18 protein-coding genes are annotated in these 19,570 nt (G+C 70.8%); 6 read left to right on the plus strand and 12 right to left on the minus strand.

Annotated features, from left to right (window positions below; translation table 11 throughout):
- Window positions 1-13: 13 nt before the first annotated feature.
- Together FN829_RS00455 and FN829_RS00460 are read right to left on the minus strand one after the other, a co-directional pair.
- A complete protein-coding gene (locus FN829_RS00455; protein WP_142985048.1) occupies window positions 14-268 on the minus strand; it encodes a hypothetical protein in 255 nt (84 codons plus the stop codon).
- Between the two features lie 57 nt (window positions 269-325).
- Window positions 326-1,105 (minus strand): helix-turn-helix transcriptional regulator, encoded by a 780-nt coding sequence (locus tag FN829_RS00460; RefSeq protein WP_142985049.1) that lies wholly within the window; start codon window positions 1,103-1,105, stop codon window positions 326-328.
- A 202-nt stretch (window positions 1,106-1,307) separates the two neighbouring features.
- On the opposite strand from FN829_RS00460, the gene FN829_RS00465 reads away from it, so the two are divergent.
- On the plus strand, window positions 1,308-1,550 hold the full coding sequence (locus FN829_RS00465; RefSeq protein ID WP_142985050.1) for a ferredoxin: 243 nt from the start codon (window positions 1,308-1,310) through the stop codon (window positions 1,548-1,550).
- Between the two features lie 36 nt (window positions 1,551-1,586).
- On the opposite strand, the gene FN829_RS00470 is transcribed toward FN829_RS00465, so the two are convergent.
- Both FN829_RS00470 and FN829_RS00475 read right to left on the minus strand, forming a co-directional pair.
- Window positions 1,587-2,816, minus strand: a complete 1,230-nt coding sequence (locus FN829_RS00470) for a DR2241 family protein (RefSeq protein WP_246066415.1) — start codon at window positions 2,814-2,816, stop codon at window positions 1,587-1,589.
- A gap of 2 nt (window positions 2,817-2,818) precedes the next feature.
- Window positions 2,819-3,688, minus strand: a complete 870-nt coding sequence (locus FN829_RS00475; RefSeq protein ID WP_142985051.1) for a CbiX/SirB N-terminal domain-containing protein — start codon at window positions 3,686-3,688, stop codon at window positions 2,819-2,821.
- Between the two features lie 125 nt (window positions 3,689-3,813).
- Between FN829_RS00475 and FN829_RS00480 the strand changes: the two genes are divergently transcribed.
- Both FN829_RS00480 and ilvA read left to right on the plus strand, forming a co-directional pair.
- Window positions 3,814-4,377, plus strand: a complete 564-nt coding sequence (locus FN829_RS00480) for a DUF7523 family protein (RefSeq protein ID WP_142985052.1) — start codon at window positions 3,814-3,816, stop codon at window positions 4,375-4,377.
- A gap of 354 nt (window positions 4,378-4,731) precedes the next feature.
- Complete coding sequence (gene ilvA / locus FN829_RS00485) at window positions 4,732-5,985, plus strand: threonine ammonia-lyase (protein ID WP_142985053.1); 1,254 nt, start codon at window positions 4,732-4,734, stop codon at window positions 5,983-5,985.
- Window positions 5,986-6,004: 19 nt separating this feature from the next.
- Here the strand turns inward: ilvA and FN829_RS00490 are convergent, their stop codons facing one another.
- Window positions 6,005-6,883 carry an alpha/beta fold hydrolase gene (locus tag FN829_RS00490; protein WP_142985054.1) on the minus strand — a complete coding sequence of 293 codons (879 nt, stop codon included), beginning with the start codon at window positions 6,881-6,883 and terminating at the stop codon, window positions 6,005-6,007.
- 117 nt (window positions 6,884-7,000) lie between these two features.
- Here FN829_RS00490 and cysS point away from each other — a divergent pair, with 117 nt between their 5' ends.
- On the plus strand, window positions 7,001-8,476 hold the full coding sequence (cysS, locus tag FN829_RS00495; protein ID WP_142985055.1) for a cysteine--tRNA ligase: 1,476 nt from the start codon (window positions 7,001-7,003) through the stop codon (window positions 8,474-8,476).
- A gap of 82 nt (window positions 8,477-8,558) precedes the next feature.
- Here the strand turns inward: cysS and pheA are convergent, their stop codons facing one another.
- The 4 genes from pheA to FN829_RS00515 all read right to left on the minus strand — a co-directional run bounded on the left by pheA (window position 8,559) and on the right by FN829_RS00515 (window position 12,791).
- Window positions 8,559-9,365: a prephenate dehydratase gene (gene pheA / locus FN829_RS00500; protein ID WP_142985056.1), complete on the minus strand. Its 807-nt coding sequence runs from the start codon at window positions 9,363-9,365 to the stop codon at window positions 8,559-8,561.
- Window positions 9,366-9,413: 48 nt separating this feature from the next.
- On the minus strand, window positions 9,414-10,703 hold the full coding sequence (locus tag FN829_RS00505; RefSeq protein WP_142985057.1) for a PQQ-binding-like beta-propeller repeat protein: 1,290 nt from the start codon (window positions 10,701-10,703) through the stop codon (window positions 9,414-9,416).
- 2 nt (window positions 10,704-10,705) lie between these two features.
- Window positions 10,706-11,725 (minus strand): M48 family metalloprotease, encoded by a 1,020-nt coding sequence (locus FN829_RS00510; RefSeq protein ID WP_142985058.1) that lies wholly within the window; start codon window positions 11,723-11,725, stop codon window positions 10,706-10,708.
- A gap of 67 nt (window positions 11,726-11,792) precedes the next feature.
- Complete coding sequence (locus tag FN829_RS00515) at window positions 11,793-12,791, minus strand: radical SAM protein (protein WP_142985059.1); 999 nt, start codon at window positions 12,789-12,791, stop codon at window positions 11,793-11,795.
- Window positions 12,792-12,926: 135 nt separating this feature from the next.
- On the opposite strand from FN829_RS00515, the gene FN829_RS00520 reads away from it, so the two are divergent.
- Window positions 12,927-13,661 (plus strand): DUF6517 family protein, encoded by a 735-nt coding sequence (locus tag FN829_RS00520; protein WP_142985060.1) that lies wholly within the window; start codon window positions 12,927-12,929, stop codon window positions 13,659-13,661.
- Window positions 13,662-14,032: 371 nt separating this feature from the next.
- Window positions 14,033-15,142, plus strand: coding sequence for a DUF373 family protein (locus tag FN829_RS00525; protein WP_142985061.1), 1,110 nt, complete (start codon window positions 14,033-14,035; stop codon window positions 15,140-15,142).
- 21 nt (window positions 15,143-15,163) lie between these two features.
- On the opposite strand, the gene FN829_RS00530 is transcribed toward FN829_RS00525, so the two are convergent.
- The 3 genes from FN829_RS00530 to FN829_RS00540 all read right to left on the minus strand — a co-directional run bounded on the left by FN829_RS00530 (window position 15,164) and on the right by FN829_RS00540 (window position 19,535).
- Window positions 15,164-16,141 (minus strand): DUF7139 domain-containing protein, encoded by a 978-nt coding sequence (locus tag FN829_RS00530; RefSeq protein ID WP_142985062.1) that lies wholly within the window; start codon window positions 16,139-16,141, stop codon window positions 15,164-15,166.
- A gap of 170 nt (window positions 16,142-16,311) precedes the next feature.
- Window positions 16,312-17,373, minus strand: a complete 1,062-nt coding sequence (locus tag FN829_RS00535) for a phosphotransacetylase family protein (RefSeq protein ID WP_142985063.1) — start codon at window positions 17,371-17,373, stop codon at window positions 16,312-16,314.
- A complete protein-coding gene (locus FN829_RS00540) occupies window positions 17,370-19,535 on the minus strand; it encodes an acetate--CoA ligase family protein (RefSeq protein WP_142985064.1) in 2,166 nt (721 codons plus the stop codon). Before FN829_RS00540 ends, FN829_RS00535 begins: the two co-directional genes overlap by 4 nt.
- Window positions 19,536-19,570 lie beyond the last annotated feature (35 nt).

Genomic DNA, 19,570 nt, shown 5'->3' on the forward strand with positions numbered 1-19,570 from the left:
CCCGTTCGCGGAGCTACACCGCGTCGTCGAGGTCGTGTTCGGCGGCCATCCGCGACGCCTCCGCGGCGAACCGCTCGACCTCCTCGGCCGGCACCTCGCCGAGCGCGTCCTCGTCGACGTCGCGTCCGGCGGTCACCCCGCCGCCCGTGACCAGCCGCTGTTCGGCCAGTTCTTTGGTGTGGACGCGCTCGCCGTCCTCGGTCGCGTACGTCAGCCGGACGAGTCCCTTCGAGTCGAACTGCCGGTCGACGAGCCAGACTGCGGTCATCGTCGGAGCGTCGCCCGCGACGGCCTTAAACCGGCTGGTCGTCGACCCGCGACGCCGCTACCCCGGCTGGTCGACGAGTGTCGCCCGCTCCCGGTACGCCTCCAGTTCGGCGTCCGCCCACGCGACCGCGTCCGCCGAGTCGTTCGTCACCAATCCGGTGACGTCGCCCGTTCCGCGGAACGTGATCCCCGCGTGGTCCCCCTCCGGCGTCTCCATCACCCACAGCGCGTACGGGAGCGACCCCGCGCTGCGGTACAGATCGAAGGAGTCGCGCGCGAGAAGCGTCGCCACGGGGGTGTCCGACAGCTCGGAGAGCGCCTCCACCACCGCCGGCTCGGCGACGACCGACACGTCGAGCGGGTCGCGGTCGAGCTCGCGGTCGATGATGAACACGTCCGATTTGAGCACGGTCGGGGCCAACCCCCGCATCGCGGTCGCCCGCTCCAGGAGTCGGCTGCTCGCCGTCGACGCGCCGGAGGGTGCGTGTGGGTCAGCGACGTTCACGGTCGCGTCCTCGAGGAAGACCGACGGGAGCGTCGTCCCCTCGGGGAGATTGTTCAGAAGCCTGCTCGCCCGTTCGGCGGTCCGCGTCGTGGCCGCGTAGCGGTCGTACTCCGAGAGCGCGACCCGGCCGGTGGCGGAAAGCGAGTAGGTGCCGTTGCGCGACTCGACGCAGTCCATCTCCGCCAGATCGTCGATCGCGCGATCGACGGTCGATCGCGAGCTCGACAGCCGCTCGACGAGCTCCGGCTTGCTCGCCGATGACTCTTCCAGCGTCCGGAACACGTCCGCGCGCTTGTGGAGCACGTCCCGGAGCGTACTTCTGTCCGATCCCATGGGAGTAAACCACACGGTACGGTTAAAAACGGCCCGACCGAGAACGACGGAGGGCGTCGGCGTCAGCGGGCGTTTTTCCCCAGGGTCGGCACGGACATACCCTCACCGTCCGGGAGAAATCCCGAGGCGCGGGAACGAGCGTCGGACGTGCCAACGGGACGAACCCCGCCACCGCTTTGTACCCGCTTCGCGTAGCCCGGGTATGCGCGTCGAGTTCGACCGGGACACCTGTATCGGGATGTACCAGTGTGTCGCCGAGTGGGACGGTTTCGAGAAGGACCTGAACGATGGGAAGGCAGACCTCGTTGACGGCGAGGAGCGGGAGGAGGACCTGTTCGTCGTCGAAGTCCCCGACGGCGAGGAGTTGGACGCGAAGTTCGCGGCGCGGGCCTGTCCCGTCGATGCCATCGAAGTGTACGACGACGACGGCGAACAGGTGGCGTGAGGTGACCGTCGCGGGTCGAGTGACGCCTCCGAACCGCTATTCGCCGTTGTCCGGGTCGTCCGTGTCGGTCGGAACGCCCCCGAGGTTCCCCTCGTCGTCGAACAGCTTCGCGCGAAGGAACCGGGCGCGGTAGCGGTTCGCCCCTTCCTTCGTGTCCGCCTCGCGGATCTCGTCGATCCGGCCGTCCGCGACCGCGTCGATCATCTCCTCGAGCTGCTCCTTCTCGCTCGGCGTCAGATCGAACTCGTAGGTTCGGGGCTGCTCGCTCTCTAAGCGCGTCCACTTGCGGGCCGCGCTCACGACGACCGAACACGGCTCCCGGCAGGGGAAGACCCCGTCGCCGCCGTCGACGTCGAGGTCGGTCTCGTCGTCGTACTCCCACTCTCGACGTTTGAGACACTGCGAGTCGTCACAGCAAGCCTCGGCGACCCAGTTCACGTGCTCGTGGCCCTCGCCGCGGTCCCACGTCTTGATCACGCCGTAGATGCCGGACTGCCGCTCCATCGTCTCGCGCCAGTGGCTCACGTCGAGTTCGCCCTCGCGCTCGCGGTGCCAGTTGGCGACCGTCGCGGGATATATCGTCTCGACGAGTTCGTAGACCTCCCTCGGCCCCAAGTCGGGGAAGACCCAGCCGCGACGCAGCGTGGGAGCGGTCTTGAGCGGCCGATACCGTCCCTTTCCGTCCAGTTTCACGATCTCGCGGGCGTCGAGCGGGTCGTCGCGGGCGGTCAGCTCCCCGCGGGGGGCGCCCGCGTCCGCCTCGTGGCGCACCTCGTACCGGCGCTCGCCGCGGTCGGTGACCGTGGCCGTGATCCGAAGTTGCCCCCACGCGCGCTCGATCCCCGCCGTGAGCGCGGCGTACCGCTCGGCGACCGTCGCGCCGTCGGCGTCCTCGATCCAGCGCAGGAACGCCCGTCGGGGGCCGAACTCGCCGACGACGCGCTCGAAGACGTACCAGTCGGTGACGGCAGCCGCCCGGTCGGCGAGCGCCGCGTGGAGGTCGCGCTCGCTCAGACCCGTTCGGGGGTCGTCGCCGGCGGGCTCGAGGACGTAGTGGGCGTCCGCGTCGGCGGCGCGGTCGTCGCCGGCGACGCCGACCGAGAACCCCTCGAACCGGATCCGCTCGTCGGGCGCGAGGCCGGCGAGCGCGTCGAGCACCGCGTCGAACGCGTCGCTCGGGAGGTCGATCTCGGGGACTGCAGGCTCGTCGTCGCTTTCGGCCGCCGCCACGGTCTCAGGGTCGCTCACGGACTCGGGGTCGCTCACGGTCAGTCCCCCGCGGCGACGCGGGTCGTCTCACGCACGGCCGCGAGCGCGTCGCCGAGGTCCGCGCCGGCGTCGGCCGCGCGCTCCAAGATCACGTCGGCCATCAGCGGTTCGGTGCCCACCGCGCCCGCGTACCAGATCCGGATGTCGTCAACCGTCTCCGGCACGTCGTACCCCTCCGCGTGGTCCTCACAGAGTCCCACGTCCTCGGGGATGTCCTCCTGCGTGTGGTAGCCGTCGGCGATGAACAGCGGGACCAAGACGACGTCGTCGCTCTCGAAGAACTCGGGGAGGTCGTCGACCTCGGGGTCCTCGTCCATGTAGAGCGCCCGGACCTCGTCGAATCGGCCGCGCTCCGCGATCCGGTCGGCGTGGTACTCGATCGCCTTCGCCGAGTTCTCGTTGCGCTCGGTCCCGTGGCCGACGACCGCCAGTCCGAACCCCTCGCCCACGTCGGGGTCGCCGGTGACCGACTCCGCGCGCCGCTCGATCACGTCGGTCATCGCGCGGTGGGTGCCGACCGGGCCGCAGTAGTGGACCTCGCGGTCGACGTCCGCGGCGACGAGCGTGGCCTGGTCGGCGGAGAGCCCGTCGGAGTCCCACTCGGAGACGTCCCAGCCCTCCAGCCGAAGCTCGCGGGGGATCACCTGTTCGGTGAAGTAGCCCTCCGAGACGAAAAGCGGGACGACGTACACCTCGTCGCCCTCGACGGTGCGGAGCACCTCTCGGAAGTGCGGTTCCTCCTTCCAGAAGCCGGTCTTCACCTCGTCGAACGCGCCGGACGCGCGGATCGTGTCGGCGTGCGCGTACGTCGGCGCGCTCGATTCCGGGTTGAGGTGGGAGCCGTGCGCGACGATGACGAGCGACTGCATACCCGTTCTGGGGGCGCGCCGTTCTTAGGGACTTCGGAGGCTGCGAGGCGGTGAGAACGGGTCCAACGGAACGGCGACAGCACCCGACCGAAACCGCCATGCCGACCGCGCGCACACGGGCGGGCATGTCGCTGGCAGCCGACACCCGCGAGGCGGTCCGAGAGCACCCGTTCCTCCTCGACGCGCTCCGCGCGGGAGTCCTGAACTACAGTGCGACCGCCGCGTGGCTCGTCGAGCGCGGCGGGCTCGACGGCGACGCCGACGCGGTCGCGACCGCGCTCCGCCGGTTCCGCGAGGACCTCCCGACGTACGCGACCGCGGACCGGACCGCGAGCGTCACGATGCGGAGCGGCGTCGGGGTCGTGGGCGATGGAGCGCGGGAAGGCGACGATGCGAAGGAAGATGACGGGACGGACCGCGACCCCCTCCTCCGGGTCGGCGGCGCGGCGGTCGTCCTCGAGGGGTCACACACCGCGCTGCTCGCGACCGGTGGGGTCGATTCCGCGGCGCTTTCGGCCGTGCTCCGCCGGCTCGACGCGGTCGACGTCGCAGTCGCGGCCGCGGGCGTCGCGGTCGCGGGAGGCGACGACGGCTCGCTCGTCGTGATCGTGGACCGTCGCGACGGCGCGGGCGCACTGCGGGTCGTCGAGGACGCGCTGGCCGCGATCCCGGGGGTCGAAGGCGAATAGACCGATCGAGAGGGAAAATAGACCGATCGAGAGCGTGAAGCGAGAAATGCGGTTGCGGTGAACCCTTCCGAAGCCTCGGTCGCGAGGCGCTACGCGTCTCCGGTCCCTCCCTGTTCGCGGGGACGCGTCGCACCGCACCTCACGCCTCCCCAGCCTCGGCGCCCGCCCTCCGCTTCGCTCCGGTCGGTCGCCTCCAGCGAGGGACCTTCGGTCCCTCTGGCAGCCGGCGCGTAGCGCCGGCGACCTCGCGCGGTCGTTCGCGGCCCGGTGGGCCGCTCACGGCACGCGCCGCCGCGAGGAGAACCCGGTTCCGCAACCGGGTCCTTTTCGGTGCGGGGCGTAGATTCGCTCCGCATGTCCAGAGTCACGATCGACGACGTCGAGGCCGCGGCGGCGCGGTTCGCCGACGCCGACATCGTCCAGCGCACCCCCGTCCAGCGGAGCCGGTCGCTCTCCGAGCGGTGCGGCGCGGAGGTCCGACTGAAGATGGAACACCTCCAGCGCACCGGCTCGTTCAAGCCGCGCGGCGCGTACAACGCGATCTCCCGGCTCGTGGAGTCGGACCCGTCGGCCGAGCGGGTCGTCGCCGCGAGCGCGGGAAACCACGCGCAGGGAGTCGCGCTCGCGGCAACCGCGGCGGGCCTCGACTCGACGATCGTGATGCCCGAGTCCGCCCCCGGCGCGAAGATCGAGGCCACGCGGTCGTACGGGGCCGACGTGGTCCTCGAGGGGGCCGTCTTCGCCGAGGCGATGGCCCACGCGCGGACGCTCGTGGACGACCCCGCGACGCGGTTCGTCCACGCCTTCGACGACCCGGACGTCGTCGCCGGACAGGGGACCATCGGGCTGGAGGTGCTCGAGCAGGCTCCCGACGTCGACACCGTGCTCGTCCCCGTCGGCGGCGGCGGGCTGGCGGGCGGGATCGCGACCGCGATAAAAGCCCGCGCGCCGGACGTGCGGGTCATTGGCGTCCAGACCGAGGGGGCCTCGACGCTCTCAGAGAGCCTCGCGGCCGGCGAACTAGTCATGCGCGAGGAGCCCGACACGATCGCCGACGGGATCGCCACCGGCGGGATGAGCGACCTCACCTTCGGCCTCCTCGAGGAGCACCTCGACGGCGTGGTGGTCGTCAGCGACGACGACGTGGCCGCCGCGATCCTGCTGCTCTTGGAGCGCGCGAAACAGATGGTCGAGGGCGCGGGCGCGACCGCCGCGGCCGCGCTCCTCGACGACGAACTCGTCTCGAAACTCGGGCTGGCCGACGAGACGGTCGTCCCGCTGCTTTGCGGCGGCAACATCGACATCACGTCGCTCCAGGAGGTGTTGACCCACGCGCTGGTCGAGCGCCACCAGCTGGTCGAACTCACCGTCCGCATCGACGACACGCCGGGGAAGATGGGCGAGATCGCGACGCTGATCGGCGAGGAGCGCGCGAACATCCGCACCGTCCGCCACGAGCGGAGCCGCCCGGACCTCCCGGTCGGCGACGCCGACCTGGTCTTCGAGGTCGAGACGAACGGTCCGGCTCACATGAAGCGGGTCGTCGAGGCGGTCCGCGAGGCGGGATACGGAGTTGCCTCCCGGACCGACGTCGGCTCCCGGCGGTAGCGCGGCGGATCGAGACCGCCTACTCGGGCGCGGCCCATCGGAGCGCGTCGGAACCGTGATCGAGAAGCGTCCCGAGGTGGTCGCCGCCAGCGGTCGTCAGCGTCCCTCCGCAGTCGTCCACGAACTCCTCCACCGACGGGAGGGGCGTGTTGTCGTCGCGGGTTCCGTGCCACGCGCGAATCGGGAGATCGAGGGATTCGGAATCGACTGATCCGGTCGCGAACGACCGGCTCTCGCGCTCGACCGCGCTCGCGCCGCCGCCGATCGCGCCGCCGAGGGCCTCGTGGAAATCCGCGGCGATCGCCCGCGCGACCGCCGGCGACACCGATCGGTCGGTGTACTGGGAGACGACCGCTTCCGGTCCCGATACCGACGCGACTGCGCCGAAGAGCGGAAAGAGAACTCGGATCGCGTACGGGATCCGGGCGAGTCCGGCGAGGCCGGCGTCGCTCGGTGGAACGACCGTACTCACCAGCCCGAGCCGGGTCGCCCGGTCGCCCCCGGCGGCCGCGATCGCGAACGGGCCGCCCCCGGAGAACCCGAGCAGTCCGACGCGGTCGATCGACTCCGCACGGAGCACCGGTAGCAGGTCCTCGCGCCAGTCGTCCAGTCCCCAGCCGTCCGGCGGCGGCGACGAGCGCCCGTATCCGGGTCGATCGGGAGCCACGAGCCGGACTCCCGCGTCGACGGCGTCGTCCGCGAGCAGCGCCGCGAACAGCCGCGAGCCGGGCGTGCCGTGATGGAGGACGACGGGCGAGCCGTCCGGTGGACCGCAGACGGAGTAGGCGAGTTCGCGGCCGTCGGGGAGGTCGACCGCGTCGGTTCGGAGGCCCGGGTCCTCGTCGGCGGCGTCGGCGGCCTCGTCGGCGTCGGCGTCGGCTCCGGCGTGCTGGGCCATGGTGGATCGACGTTTCGGTCGCGGTCTCATAACCCGTCGGATGACTCACACCCGCGTTGTAGCCTTCGGGGCGACGATCCGACGATTTCAAAGCCTCCGCGCGGGTACCGGCGCGTAATGAGTCTCGTCGTCACCGACACCCTGGAAGACGAGCGCGTCGAGTTCACGGCCGACGGCGACGTCACGCTGTACGTCTGTGGACTGACGGTGTCGGACGACCCCCACCTCGGACACGCCCGGCTCTGGTTCCACGCCGACGTGCTCCACCGGTGGCTCGACCATCTCGGCTACGACGTGCGCCACGTCGAGAACGTCACCGACGTCAACGAGAAGATCGCGGCCCGCGTGGGCGAGCGCGACGACTGGAACGAGGAGCGCGACGTGGCCGAGGCGTTCACGGCGAGCACCTTTGGCGCGATGCGCGGGCTGAACCTGCTCCGCGCGGAGGTGTACCCCCGCGTCACCGAACACGTCCCCGAGATCGTCGACCTCGTCGAGACGCTGGTCGAGAAGGGGTACGCCTACGAGTCGAACGGCTCGGTCTACTTCGACGTCACGACGTTCGACGACTACGGCGAGCTCTCGAACCAAGACGTCGAGGAACTGGAGGCACAGGGCGAGCCGGACGAGCGGTCGGAGAAGCGTCACCCGGCCGACTTCGCGCTCTGGAAGGCCGGCGGCGTGAGCGAGGCGGCCGCCCGCGAGCACGCCAAACACGACCACGGCGAGGCGGTCCCCGAGGGCGAGACGTGGGAGTCGCCGTGGGGCGAGGGGCGTCCCGGCTGGCACGTCGAGTGTTCCGCGATGTCGACGACGCACCTCGGCGAGACCCTCGACGTCCACATGGGCGGGCGCGACCTCGTCTTCCCGCACCACGAGAACGAGATCGCCCAGTCGGAGGCGGCGACCGGCGAGGAGTTCGTCCGCCACTGGCTCCACGTCGGCCTGCTGGCGATGGAGGGCGAGAAGATGTCCTCGTCGATCGGAAACTTCTGGACCGTTCCCGACGCCTTGGACGAACTCGGCGTCAACGTGATCCGGACCTTCTACGCCGGGGCGGCCTACCGATCCGAGCAGGCGCTCACCGAGGAGGCGATCGCGGAGGCCGAGGAACGGTGGGATCGGCTCTCTCGCGCCCACGAGCGCGCGGTCGACGCCCTCGACTCCGTCGACGCGTACGCGAAGACGGTCGACGAGGAGTTACGGCAGGCGGTCGCCGACGCCCGCGCCGACTTCGAGGCGGCGATGAACGACGACCTCAACCTCCGGGAGGCGACCGCGGCGCTCTTGGCGCTCACCGACGCCGTGAACCGCCACGTCGACGCGGAGCCTCCGTACGACTACCGCGGGCTCCGCGAGGCCGTCGAGGTGTTCGAGGAACTCGGCGGCGGCGTGCTCGGGCTCCAGTTCGAGTCGACGACCGACGGCGACGTTGACCTCGCCGGCGACGTGGTCGAACTCGTCCTGGACGTCCGCGAGGCCGAGCGCGAGGCCGGCAACTACGAACGCGCCGACGAGCTGCGTGACGCCCTCCGCGACGTGGGCGTCGAGATCGAGGACGGCCCGGACGGCGCGAGCTACCGGTTCGAGTGATCTGCGAGGTGGACTCTGGGTTCCGCGGCGAGAAGGGATCGAGTCCGCCGTGCGGTGGCGCCGCCTCCGAGACGGTCACGCCCTACTCGAGGACGTGTTCGGTGTCGTACGATCCGAGCACGCGCACCCAGCCCTTGTCGGCGATCGCCTCGACGTCCTCGACCGCCTTCGCCATGTGGTCCTCGTAGAGCCCGGCGTCGACGTCGAAGTGGAAGAGGTAGTCGCCGAGGCGCTCGCCGCTGGGGCGCGACTCGATCCGCGAGAGGTTGAGGTTGCGGTCGGCGAAGGCCTCCAGGAGTTCGAGCAGCAGTCCGGGGTAGTTGGCGTTCGGGTAGACGATGAGCGTGGTCTTCCCGCCGGCGTCCGAGCGGGCGCTCTCCGGGCCGACCACGAGGAAGCGGGTCGCGTTCGAGGTGCGGTCCTGGATGTCCGCGGCGAGGATCTCGAGGTCGTCGCCGGCGTTGTCGGGGTGACCGATCCCGGCGACGCGGGCGTCCTCGCGGGCGCGCTCGACCCCGCGGGCGGTCGAGGCGACCGCTTCCAGCGCGGCGTCGGGGTGGTTCGCCTCGAGCCAGTTGCGACACTGCGCGAGCGCCTGCGAGTGGCTGGCGACGAGCTCGAACTCCGGCGACTGCGCGAGCAGCGCGTGGCGGATGGGGGTGACGACCTCGCGGGTGACGGCGACGTCGTGGTCGGCGAGCGCGTCGAGGCTCTCGGAGACCGACCCCTCGATGCTGTTCTCGATGGGGACGACCCCGCGCTCGAACTCGCCGCTCGCGACGGCGTCGACGATGGCGGTGACCGACTCGCGGAACGACACCTCGGCGGCGACGGCCCGCGCCGCGCGGTGGGAGTACGTCCCGGCGGGGCCCAGCGTGACTGCGTTCATCGCGTCGACGTAGGCGACGGGGTGCGAAAAACGTGGTGGGAGGGAACGCTACAGCAGCCCGGGGTCCTCGTCGTACCGCTGGAGCCACACGAACTCGCCGGTGTCGAACGCGAACGCGACCGCCCCGCCGTCGATCCAGCCGTCGACGACCGTCGACGAACGGACCTCGAGATCCCGCGTCCAGGCCCGGCCGCCGCCGGAGTCGTCCGCGGCGTCGCCCGTCGCATCGACCGCGACCGCCTCGCCGTCCCGATCGACGAAGTACGCCCGCGCCGCGTCGACGACGAGCGAGCGGTGGCGGTCGCGACCGGGCGCGAGCCCGGCGCGCCACAGCGGATCGCCGGCCTCCCGGTCGAGGACGCGAACCGCTCCCCGGTTCACGGCGGCGACTCGGTCGCCCGTCACCGTCGGCGGCGGGCCGTCGCCGCCGACCCCGGTCCGCCAGGCCTCCTCGCCGTCCGCGAGGTCGAGCGCGAGCAGGTCGTCGCCCTCGCGGAGCAGGACCTGGTCGCCGTCGACGACGAGGGTCGATCCGGCCCCGGACTCGCGACGCCACCGGCGGGAGCCGTCGGGGGCGAGCGCGACGAGCGCGTCGCCCGCCGCGACGACGACGCCGTCGGGACCCTCGTCGTCGGCACACCACAGCCCGCGGACGTCCCCGCCGACCTCGACCGTCCAGTCGACTTCTCCCTCGCGGGCGGCGATCACGAGCGGCCCGCTCGCGACGTACGCGCCCAGTCCGTCGGCCGCGATCGGCTCGGACTCCCGGCGTTCGACCGGGTCCGTCCCCTTCGCCGGCTCCCCGAGCACGTCGGCGATCGACGCCTGCCAGTCGGGCGCGTCGACCCTCGAGAACTCGGGGTCGCCACCGTTCCAATCGTCCGGGTCGTCGACGCGGTCGGTGGCGGTGTCGTCGTCGGAACTCGCGTTCCCGTCGGTGTCGTCTCCGGCCCCGGACGGTTCGCCCGCCTCGTCGTCGGCAGCGGGCGTCACGGCGACGATGTCTCCGGTCGATTCGCGGAGGTACACCCGCTCCGCGTCCGGACCGGCGGCCATTCCGACGCTCAACCCGTCGTGCCGGAACGTCCCGATCTCCTCGGCACCGCGGTCGATCACCTCGACGGCGGTTCGCTCGCCCTCGAAGGGCGAATCGCCCGACTCGGCGAAGGCGATCCGATCGCCGGCGATCGCGTGGGCGCTCCAATTGGACGCGAACACGCTCGAGCCGCCGGCGGACTCGACGTCGCGAACGTCACCGCCGCCGTAGGCGTACCCGCACCCCGCCAGGCTCGCCGCGGCTCCCGTCGCGACCGCGGCGAGCAATCGCCGTCGTTTCATCGTCACTCGAGTTCCCCCGCCATCTCCCGGAGCCGGTCGATCCGGTCGGCCGTCGGCGGGTGCGTCGCCGGGAACACGTCCGTCGACACCAGCTCCGCGTCGGTGAACGCCCGTCCCTCGAGGGGCGCGACGTACAGCGCCTCGGCGCCGCCGTCGAGCGACCGGAGGTCCCGATCCGGCACGTCCGCCATCCGGTCGTCGAGTTTCCGAAGCGCGCTCGCGAGCGCGGTCGGATCCCCCGTGATGGCCGCCGCCCCGCGATCCGCGGCGTGCTCGCGGTACCGCGAGAGCACCCGGTGGATCAGCACGCTCGCCGCCCAGAACATCGCGGAGACCGCGAGCGTGACCACCGCGGTGACGAGCAGAACGAGGATCGCCTTCGCCGCGCCGTCGCCGCCGTCACCGTCACCGCCGCGACCCGCCGTTCGCGCCAGTCCGTAGAGGACGTACGCGGCCGCGACCGCGACGTAGTAGGTGACCGTCGGCAGCAGCCACGCCACGGTCATCACGGTGGCGTCGTCGTTGGCGAGGTGTGACACCTCGTGGGCGAGGACCGCCTCCAGCTCGCGCTCGTCGAGGGCGTCGAGCAGCCCCGTGGTGACGACGACGGACGCGCCGTGAGGTCCCTGAACGGCCATCGCGTTCGGCGCGTCGTTGTGCGCGACCGCGACGTCCGGCGGGTCGATATCGGCCGTCTGTGCCAGTCTCGTGACTCGCGCGTGGAGCTCCGGGTACTCGTCGGGGCCGACGCGCCGGGCTCCGACGCTGCCGAGCACGACGTCCGGACCCTTCCACGCCTGAAGCGCCAGCCCGCCGGCGACGACGACGACCGCGAACAGCGGGTCGACGTACACGCGGCCGTGGTAGGGGCCGCTCCCCTGCGACTCCAAGAGCGGGAGGAGGACCTGGTTCGTCACGAACACGAACGCGTAGATGAACGCGAACGGGAGGACGGCGACCAGCGCGCTGGCGACGAGCAGGCGTCGCCGGAGGCTGGGATCCTCGGGGAGGGCGGAGGGCATCGCTCCCGAATTGTGAGCGATCCGGTAAAAATCCCACGCGAGTCGACCGGAATTCGGATCGAGAACGCTACGCGACCGGCGTCCGCTCGACGACGGTCCCGTTCACGGTCGGGTACTGCTCGACGATCTCGCCCTCCTCGAGGTCGCCGTCCTCGACCATCTCCTCTAAGAGCCACCAGGCGACCTCGACGTGATTCGTCTTGACGGTGTAGAACTCCTCGGGGACGCCGAGCGACTCGAACCGCTCGGGGGCGGCGAACGCCTTGCCGTAGACGAGCGTGCCGTCGTCGGTGACCTCGTCGAACTCGCGGCGGACGTTCCGGGCCATCCGCTTGAGCCGGTTGCGGTGTTGGGCGGCGTCTTTGAACACCGACGTACAGAAGTACACCTTCTCGTGGCTCGCCATCTCCTCGACGATCGCGGCGTCCTTCGACCCCTCGACCGCGGACATGTGGCCCTCCTGTAGCTCGAAGCCCTCCTCTTGCATCCGGCGGTAGTTCCCGTCGCTCATCTCGAACTCGTTGACGTTACAGAACTCGGCTGCGCCCTCGTCTAAGAACTCGAGGAACTCCGGCTCCGCGCGAATTCCGGGGATCTCGAAGGCGGGCGTGAGGCCCTCCTCGCGGGCGATATACAGTATCTCCTCCCACTCCGTGCCGTGCATGTCGCCCCACAGTTCGAGGGGCGGGTGAAAGCGGATCTCGTCGAGGCCGGCCTCGCTCAGCCGGCGCATGTTCTCGCGGCCGCCCGGGATCCCGGTGTACAGGTGAGTGTGGTGGTCCTCGCCGAACTCGTCTTTGAGCAGTTCGAGGTAGCGAGTCGTCTTCGCCATCGCCTCCTGGGGCTCGCCGCCCGTGATCGAGGTGCCGAGCGCGCTCATGCGCTTGGCCTCCTCGATCACGTCTTCGTCGGATTCCACCTTCCGCTCGTTGGCGTACACGTCGGTGACGTTCTTCCGGTTCTCCCCGAGGGGGCAGTAGAAACAGTCCCGCTGGTCACAGTAGCCGTAGACGAAGAGCACCATCTTGCCGCCCTTGGCGCACTGTTCACAGCCCTTGGAGATCATCTACGGCCCGATACTCGCTCCGGCGTGAAAAAGCGTCCGAAGCGTTCTCGCGGGCGTGAGCCGTCCGCACGGCGGTACGGGTGCCCGCCGATCGCGAACACAAAGTATGTACCGCCGCTCGTCCGGAGGGGAGGTATGGAACACGACGCGATCGCCTCGGAGGGGACCGACCGGGACGCCGTCGACGACGGGACTGGCCGGGACGACCGCGGGACCACCAGACGTCGGGCGCTCGCGGTCGCCGGGTCGCTCGGTATCGCCGGTCTCGCCGGCTGTACCGCGCTCGACGTCGTCACCGGCGGCGACCCCGTCGAGTTCGCCGCGGAGGCCGCGACGGTCTCGGACGCCGCGCTCGAGGAGACGGGCTACGAGTCACAGGGCGTCACCGACGACGTGATCACGCGGGAGTTCGAGGTGGCCGGCCAGACCCGACAGGTCGAGGTCACGAACCGGATCGCGGAGTACGACCGCGGCGTCGACGTCCTCGGCCAGCGCTTCCGCGGCGCGGTGTTCGCGGCGCTCTCGACCCCGAAAGTCGAGGTCCTCGGGCGGACGTTCAACCCCGTCGCCGAGATGGACACCGACGAGCTGGCGACGATGCTCCAGGACCGCTACGAGGGAATGAGCGACGTCGAGCGCGTCTCGGAGTACGCGACCGACGTGGTCGGATCGGAGACGACGGTCGTGGAGTACGAGGCCGAATCGGAGGTCGCCGACGCCGGAGTCACCGTCGATCTGACGCTCCACGTCACGGAGCCGATCGAGGTCGGCGAGGACTTCGTGGTCTGTCTCGGCGGGTATCCGACGGCCATCAGCGACGGCGACAACGTCCGGCGGCTGTTGAACGGCGTCGAACATCCCGGGGAGTAAGGGGTCGGCGGGAGAGGGAGAGAGATCCCGTCGTATCCGCTCTTTCGGACCTCGGACAGCGCGACCGAGCCGACCATTAGAGCGTCCTTGTTGAGATGTTTGTGAGAATGAGAGTAACTGTCGGAGTATATCCAAGCGCGAACCGAATGTCGGTTGGGGTCAGGGAGAGCCTCTGACATTCCGGAACTGACCCACGTTCCGGACTGGCCTCCCAGCCCTCTAGTACGCGTCTGGTACGAAACGTTGGGAGCATTCAGTACGCCAACTACATTGATCACGGGAAGGTCAGGATCTCTCACCTGCTGGGAGTCTCATCGGAGTCGGGGCCGCGAGCCGAAAGCATATGCCGACCCCTCGCATACCCCCGGTGAATGCTGCTCGTCCTCTGTGTCGACCTCGACGACGACCTCGGCCGAAAGACGGGGATCCCTACCCCCGTGATCGGCGACGACGACGTCACCGAGGCCGCGGTCGCGCTCGCCACCGCCGACCCGGAGGACTCCGACGTGAACGTGCTGTTCCAGGGCGTGACCGTCCACGACGAGCTGGCCGCCGAGGGCGAGGCGGTCGAGGTCGCGGCCGTCACCGGCGTCGACGGCCCGGACGTGAAGGCCAACCGCGCGGTCGGCGCGGAGGTCGACCGCGTCCTCGCGGAGCTGTCGACCGGCGAGGACGTCTCGGCCATCGTGATCACCGACGGCGCACAGGACGAGTCGGTGCTCCCCGTGATCCGCTCGCGGATGCGGATCGACGGCGTCCGCCGCGTCGTCGTTCGACAGGCACAGGACCTCGAGTCGCTGTACTACACGATCAAGCAGGTGCTCGCGGACCCCGAGACCCGCGGCACCATCCTCGTGCCGCTCGGAATTCTCCTCCTCATCTACCCGCTCGTCGTCCTCGCCAACCTCTTCGACGTCGAGGGCGCGGCCGTGCTCGGACTGATCTCCGGCGGCGTCGGCCTCTACTCGCTGTTCCGCGGGCTGGGGTTGGAGGAGACCGTCGACGGCGCGGCCGACTCCGTCCGGAACGTGCTCTACGCCGGGCGCGTGACGCTCATCACGTACGTCGTCGCGCTCGCGTTGATCCTCGTGGGCGGGGTCCAGGGCACCGAGACCGTCGAGGCCGTCGGCGGCGTCACTGCCGGACCCCTTCCGCCGAGCGCGACGCTCACGGCATTCGTCCACGGCTTCGTCCAGTGGCTCGCGGTCGCCGGGGTGACCTCCAGTCTCGGACAGATCACCGACGAGTACCTCGCCGGCCGCTTCCGGTGGCGGTACCTCAACGCGCCGTTCTACGTCGTCGCCATCGCGGTCGTGCTGTACGCGGTCTCGGGGTTCTTCCTCCCGCCGGCTCCGGGCGTGACGTCCCTGGCGCTCGCGGACCTGGCGATGGCGCTCGCGGCCGGGACGCTGCTCGGCGTGTTGAGTACGCTCATGTTCGCTATCGCGGAGTCTCAGGTCCCGTCCGGCGACCCGGCGTGAAAGAACGGGCGGCCGGCGGACTCACCGCGGTGTCCACTGTTCGCAGGGCTCCATGGCCTCCATGACCTCGTCGTAGTGACCGCAGTAGGGTCGCATCCCGTCGTCGGTCTTGACGTAATCGAACTCCGCACAGTTCCCGCAGTACGTGTCCCCCGGACCCTCGCGTGCGGTCGCGTCCGTTGTCGACCGGCCTCCCGAGCCGTCCGATCCGTTCCGTCTGCTCGGCCCGTCAGGCGCGGCCGGCGTCCTCGGTTCCGTCGGCGCGTCGAGCGGCGAGGAGATGTCGGTCGTCGAGCTTCCCCCGTCGCTGCGGCCCGACGGCGTCGGCGAGGAAACGTCGAGTGAACCGGCCGTCTGACTGGACCCGACGTCCCCGGAAGCCGCCGACTCCGACCGGTTCGTCTGCGTCTCGACGTCTCCGTTCGGCGTCCCGCCGAGGAGGCCGACGCCGCCGCCGAGCCCTCGAACTTGGTCGCGTTCGACCTCGATGACCTTCGTTTCTCCCTTGTGGGTCACCTCCATCGTCACCGTTCCTCCCGGGTCGTTACGGGTCTTGAAGTTCGCGACGCCGACGAAGACGCACCACATCGTCGTCGCGGCCCCGAGGAAGTAGACGCCGGCGGTCGGGAGCGTGAGATCCACGAGTTCCGGGCGCGGCCCGCCGACCCAGTGGTTCGGGTACGCCTGCGAGAACAGCGCGACGCCGAGCGACATGATCGCCGCGCCCACGACCGCCGCCGCACGGGTGCGCCGGTCGGCCGGCAGGACCGTCATCACGCCGAGCGTGACGAGCGGGACGCCGAATCCGCCGAGGATCCCGCCGAGGCGTCTCGCCGCGCCGGAGGTGTACCCGCTCGGAACGAGCACCTCGGCGGCCACGAGGATCCCGGCGACGAGGAGCAGCGTCCCGCCGACGAACAGTCCCGCACCGAGCGACAGCCGCCGCGGGTCGACCTCGGAGCGTCCCTTCCCCCCGTACGCCTCCGAGAGACTGGTCATACGCCCCCTTCGTCGGCCACCCTGAAAACAGTACGTCAGACGCTCACGCGATCGGGGGCGCTCACCCGACGGGACCGATCGCCGACCGACGGGGCCGATCGCCGACCGACGACGGTCGTCATCGCCCGTCGGTCGTCACCGATCGCCGGCGGTCGACCGCGCCCGCTCGATCAGACGAGCGCGTCGACGTCGGCGTGGGCCTCGAGGAGTTCCGCCATCCGCTCGACGGTGCGGGCGTCGCGGGTCCGGCCGCCGCTGATGACGGCCTCGACGCGGTCGATCGCGGTGGCGGTGTCGGTGTTCACGGCGAGCACGGCGGTGCCGGCCTCGGCGGCCCGCCCGAGCACCGCGCTCGAGGGGCGGTGGCCGCCGGTGAGCACGAGACACTTCACGCCCGAGGCGTCGAGGGCGGCGGCCTGGACGTCGGCGCGGTCGCCGCCCGTGATCACCGCGGCGTCGCGGGCGCGCCGGAAGTGCCGGAGCGCCTCGTCGCCGCCCATCGCGCCGACGAGGAACCGCTCGACGAACGCGTCGGTGGAGCCGTCGGTCAGCAGCTCCGCGCCGAGCTCGTCGGCGAGGTCGGCGACGGTGACGCCGGCGAGTTCCTTCTCGTGTGGGAGCGCCCCGAAGACGGGGATACCGCGCGATTCGAGGAAGGGGATCCCGTCGTGATCGAGCGAGTCGAAGGCGGCGTCCCCGACCTTGTTGAAGACGACGCCGGCGAGCCGGTCGCCGAACGCGTCGGCGGCGGCGAGCACCGCGTCGAGGTCGCCGGGCGTCTCGTAGTCGGCCACGAGCACGACGCGCGCGTCGAGCAGTTCGGCCACGTCCACGTCCGTGAGGTCGACGACGCCGCCCGTGGTCCAGTCGCCGCCGCCCTCGACGAAGACGTGGTCGCGGTTGGCGGCGAGCCCGTCGAACTCCTCGCGGATCCGCTCGCGGAGCGCCCCGGGGTCCTCCGTGCCGCGGACCGCACCCTCGATGAACGTCGGCGAGTAGACGACGGGCTCCATCTGGTGTATCTCCGCGTCCAATCCGAGCACCTCGCGGGCGAGCATCGGGTCCCGGTCGAGCGTCTTGCCGACGTTCGACTGGAGCCGCGTCCCCTTCGGTTTCATGTAGCCGACGCTCCGGTCGCGGTCGGCCGCGAGCCGCGCGAGCGCGACGGTGATCGCAGTCTTTCCGGCTCCCTCTCCGGTGGCGGTGACGAGTGTGGTGGTTGTGTCTGTCATTGGTGGGGTTCCTCGGTGTGGGGTCTCTCGGGGTCGGCGTCGGGGCCCTCGAGGTCGAGCTCCTCGGGGTCGACGGTGAGTCGGACGTCGACGGCGGCGGCGTTCGCGTCGCCGTCGGCGTCGGGCAGTGCGACGAGCGGGTTGATGTCGAGTTCCAAGATCGCGGGGAAGTCGGTGACGAGCTGTGAGAGCCGGCCGATCGTCTCGATCACGGCGTCGAGATCAACCGGGTCGCGGCCGCGAGCGCCGCGCAGCAGCGGCGCCGACTGGATCTCCTCGGTCATCTCGCGGGCCTCCGGCTCGGAGACGGGCGCGACGCGGAAGGCGGTGTCCTCCATCACCTCCACGAAGATCCCGCCGAGACCGAACATCACGAGCGGGCCGAACTGCGGGTCGCGGTTCATCCCGACGATGGTCTCGACGCCGTCCTCCAAGTCGACCATCTCCTGTACTTGGACCCCGAGGATCGTCGCGTCCGGCTGGTAGTTCCGCGCCCGGGTGATCAGGTCCTCGTAGGTGTCCGCGACGTCAGCGTCGGCGACGCCGACCGCGACGCCGCCGATGTCGGACTTATGTAGGATGTCGGGCGAGACGATCTTCATGACGACGTCGCCGTCGATCTCGGCGGCGACCTCGCTCGCGCGCTCGGGCGAGTCGACGATCTCCCCGGCGGGCGTGGCGATCCCGTAGGCGTCGAGCAGCTCCATCGCCTCAACGCCGAGACGGTTGTCCTCGCGGTCGCGGACCGTCGCGAGCACCTCGCGAGCGCGCTCGCGGTCGACGTCGAACGACATCGGGTCGGCGTACTCGCGTTCCCTGATGTCGCGGTACTCCGCGAGCGTCGCGAGGCTCTCGATCCCGCGGGCGGGGTCGAAGTAACAGGGGATCCCGGCCGCCTGGAGCTTCCGTTTCGGCTCGCGGGTCCGGTCGCCGCCCATCAGGCAGGCGGCCACCGGCGCGTCGGTGTCCGCGACGGTCTCTCGAACCGCCTCGCCCAACTCATCGAACTCGAGGGTCGCGGTCGGGGCGGCCAACACGAGCGCGGCCCCCACGTTGTCGTCGGCGATGACGGTCTCGAGCGCCTCGCGGAAGCGGTCGACGTCGGCGTCGCCGATCACGTCGACGGGGTTGTGGACGTTCGCCTCCTCGGGCATCGACTCGCGGAGCGCCGCGGTGGTCTCGCCCGTGAACGAGGCCAACTCGAGGCCGGCGTCGCCGACCGCGTCGGTCGCCATCACGCCCGGCCCGCCGGCGTTGGTCACGATCGCGACGCTGTCGGTTTCGGGCAGCGGCTGGCTGCCGAGGATGCCGGCGGCGTCGAACAGCTCGTCGACCGACTCCGCGCGGATGACGCCGGCCTGGTCGAGGCCCGCCTCGTAGGCCTTCTCCGAGCCGGCGAGCGTGCCCGTGTGTGAGGACGCCGCTCTCGCGCCCGCGCTCGTCCGGCCGGACTTCACGGCCACTATCGGGGTCTCCGCGGCGGTCTCGCGGGCGGTCTCGATGAACTCGCGGCCGTCCTCGATCCCCTCGAGGTAGCCGATGATCACGTCCGTGTCCTCGTCGTCGCCCCAGTGGTCGACGAAGTCGGTCTCGTCGAGGACGGCCTTGTTCCCGAGCGAGACCACGTCCTTGAAGCCGACGCCGTTGTCGTTGGCCCAGTCGAGGACCGCGGTGACGAACGCACCCGATTGGCTCATGAACGAGAGCCCGCCCGGCAGGGCGTTCTCCGGCCCGAACGTGGCGTTCATCCCCGACGGCGTCGACATGATCCCGAGGCTGTTCGGGCCGACGAGGTTCAACTCGTACTCGTCGGCAAGCTCGGCGAGGCGACGCTCGCGGTCGGCGCCGTCCTCGCCCGTCTCGCCGAACCCCGCGGTGATCACGACGACGTTCCGCACCCCCGCCTCGCCGCACGCCTCGATGGCGTCCAACACGATCGAGGGCGGGACGACGATCACCGCGACGTCGGCCTCGGCCTCGTCGACCGCGTCGACGCAGGGCGTCCCGAGCACCTCGTCGTAGTTCGGATTGACGGGGACCGTCTCGCCGTCGAAGTCCGCGAGCAGGTTCGACGTGACGGCGCGGCCGACAGCGCCCTCGCGAGCCGTCGCGCCGACGACCGCGACCCGATCCGGGTCGAACAGTTCGTTGAGCGTACCCATCGGCTTCACCTACGCGGACGGTCGGTTTAACCCCG

Origin of the sequence: Halorubrum cibi, from assembly GCF_900182635.1 — an archaeon.
In the GTDB taxonomy this organism is placed as follows: domain Archaea; phylum Halobacteriota; class Halobacteria; order Halobacteriales; family Haloferacaceae; genus Halorubrum; species Halorubrum cibi.

Coding starts and splice junctions, on each gene's coding strand:
- FN829_RS00455 (WP_142985048.1), bottom strand. CDS start 268: ATGACCGCAGTCTGGCTCGTCGACCGGCAGTTCGACTCGAAGGGACTC.
- FN829_RS00460 (WP_142985049.1), bottom strand. CDS start 1,105: ATGGGATCGGACAGAAGTACGCTCCGGGACGTGCTCCACAAGCGCGCG.
- FN829_RS00465 (WP_142985050.1), top strand. CDS start 1,308: ATGCGCGTCGAGTTCGACCGGGACACCTGTATCGGGATGTACCAGTGT.
- FN829_RS00475 (WP_142985051.1), bottom strand. CDS start 3,688: ATGCAGTCGCTCGTCATCGTCGCGCACGGCTCCCACCTCAACCCGGAA.
- FN829_RS00480 (WP_142985052.1), top strand. CDS start 3,814: ATGTCGCTGGCAGCCGACACCCGCGAGGCGGTCCGAGAGCACCCGTTC.
- ilvA (WP_142985053.1), top strand. CDS start 4,732: ATGTCCAGAGTCACGATCGACGACGTCGAGGCCGCGGCGGCGCGGTTC.
- FN829_RS00490 (WP_142985054.1), bottom strand. CDS start 6,883: ATGGCCCAGCACGCCGGAGCCGACGCCGACGCCGACGAGGCCGCCGAC.
- cysS (WP_142985055.1), top strand. CDS start 7,001: ATGAGTCTCGTCGTCACCGACACCCTGGAAGACGAGCGCGTCGAGTTC.
- pheA (WP_142985056.1), bottom strand. CDS start 9,365: ATGAACGCAGTCACGCTGGGCCCCGCCGGGACGTACTCCCACCGCGCG.
- FN829_RS00505 (WP_142985057.1), bottom strand. CDS start 10,703: ATGAAACGACGGCGATTGCTCGCCGCGGTCGCGACGGGAGCCGCGGCG.
- FN829_RS00510 (WP_142985058.1), bottom strand. CDS start 11,725: ATGCCCTCCGCCCTCCCCGAGGATCCCAGCCTCCGGCGACGCCTGCTC.
- FN829_RS00515 (WP_142985059.1), bottom strand. CDS start 12,791: ATGATCTCCAAGGGCTGTGAACAGTGCGCCAAGGGCGGCAAGATGGTG.
- FN829_RS00520 (WP_142985060.1), top strand. CDS start 12,927: ATGGAACACGACGCGATCGCCTCGGAGGGGACCGACCGGGACGCCGTC.
- FN829_RS00525 (WP_142985061.1), top strand. CDS start 14,033: ATGCTGCTCGTCCTCTGTGTCGACCTCGACGACGACCTCGGCCGAAAG.
- FN829_RS00530 (WP_142985062.1), bottom strand. CDS start 16,141: ATGACCAGTCTCTCGGAGGCGTACGGGGGGAAGGGACGCTCCGAGGTC.
- FN829_RS00535 (WP_142985063.1), bottom strand. CDS start 17,373: ATGACAGACACAACCACCACACTCGTCACCGCCACCGGAGAGGGAGCC.
- FN829_RS00540 (WP_142985064.1), bottom strand. CDS start 19,535: ATGGGTACGCTCAACGAACTGTTCGACCCGGATCGGGTCGCGGTCGTC.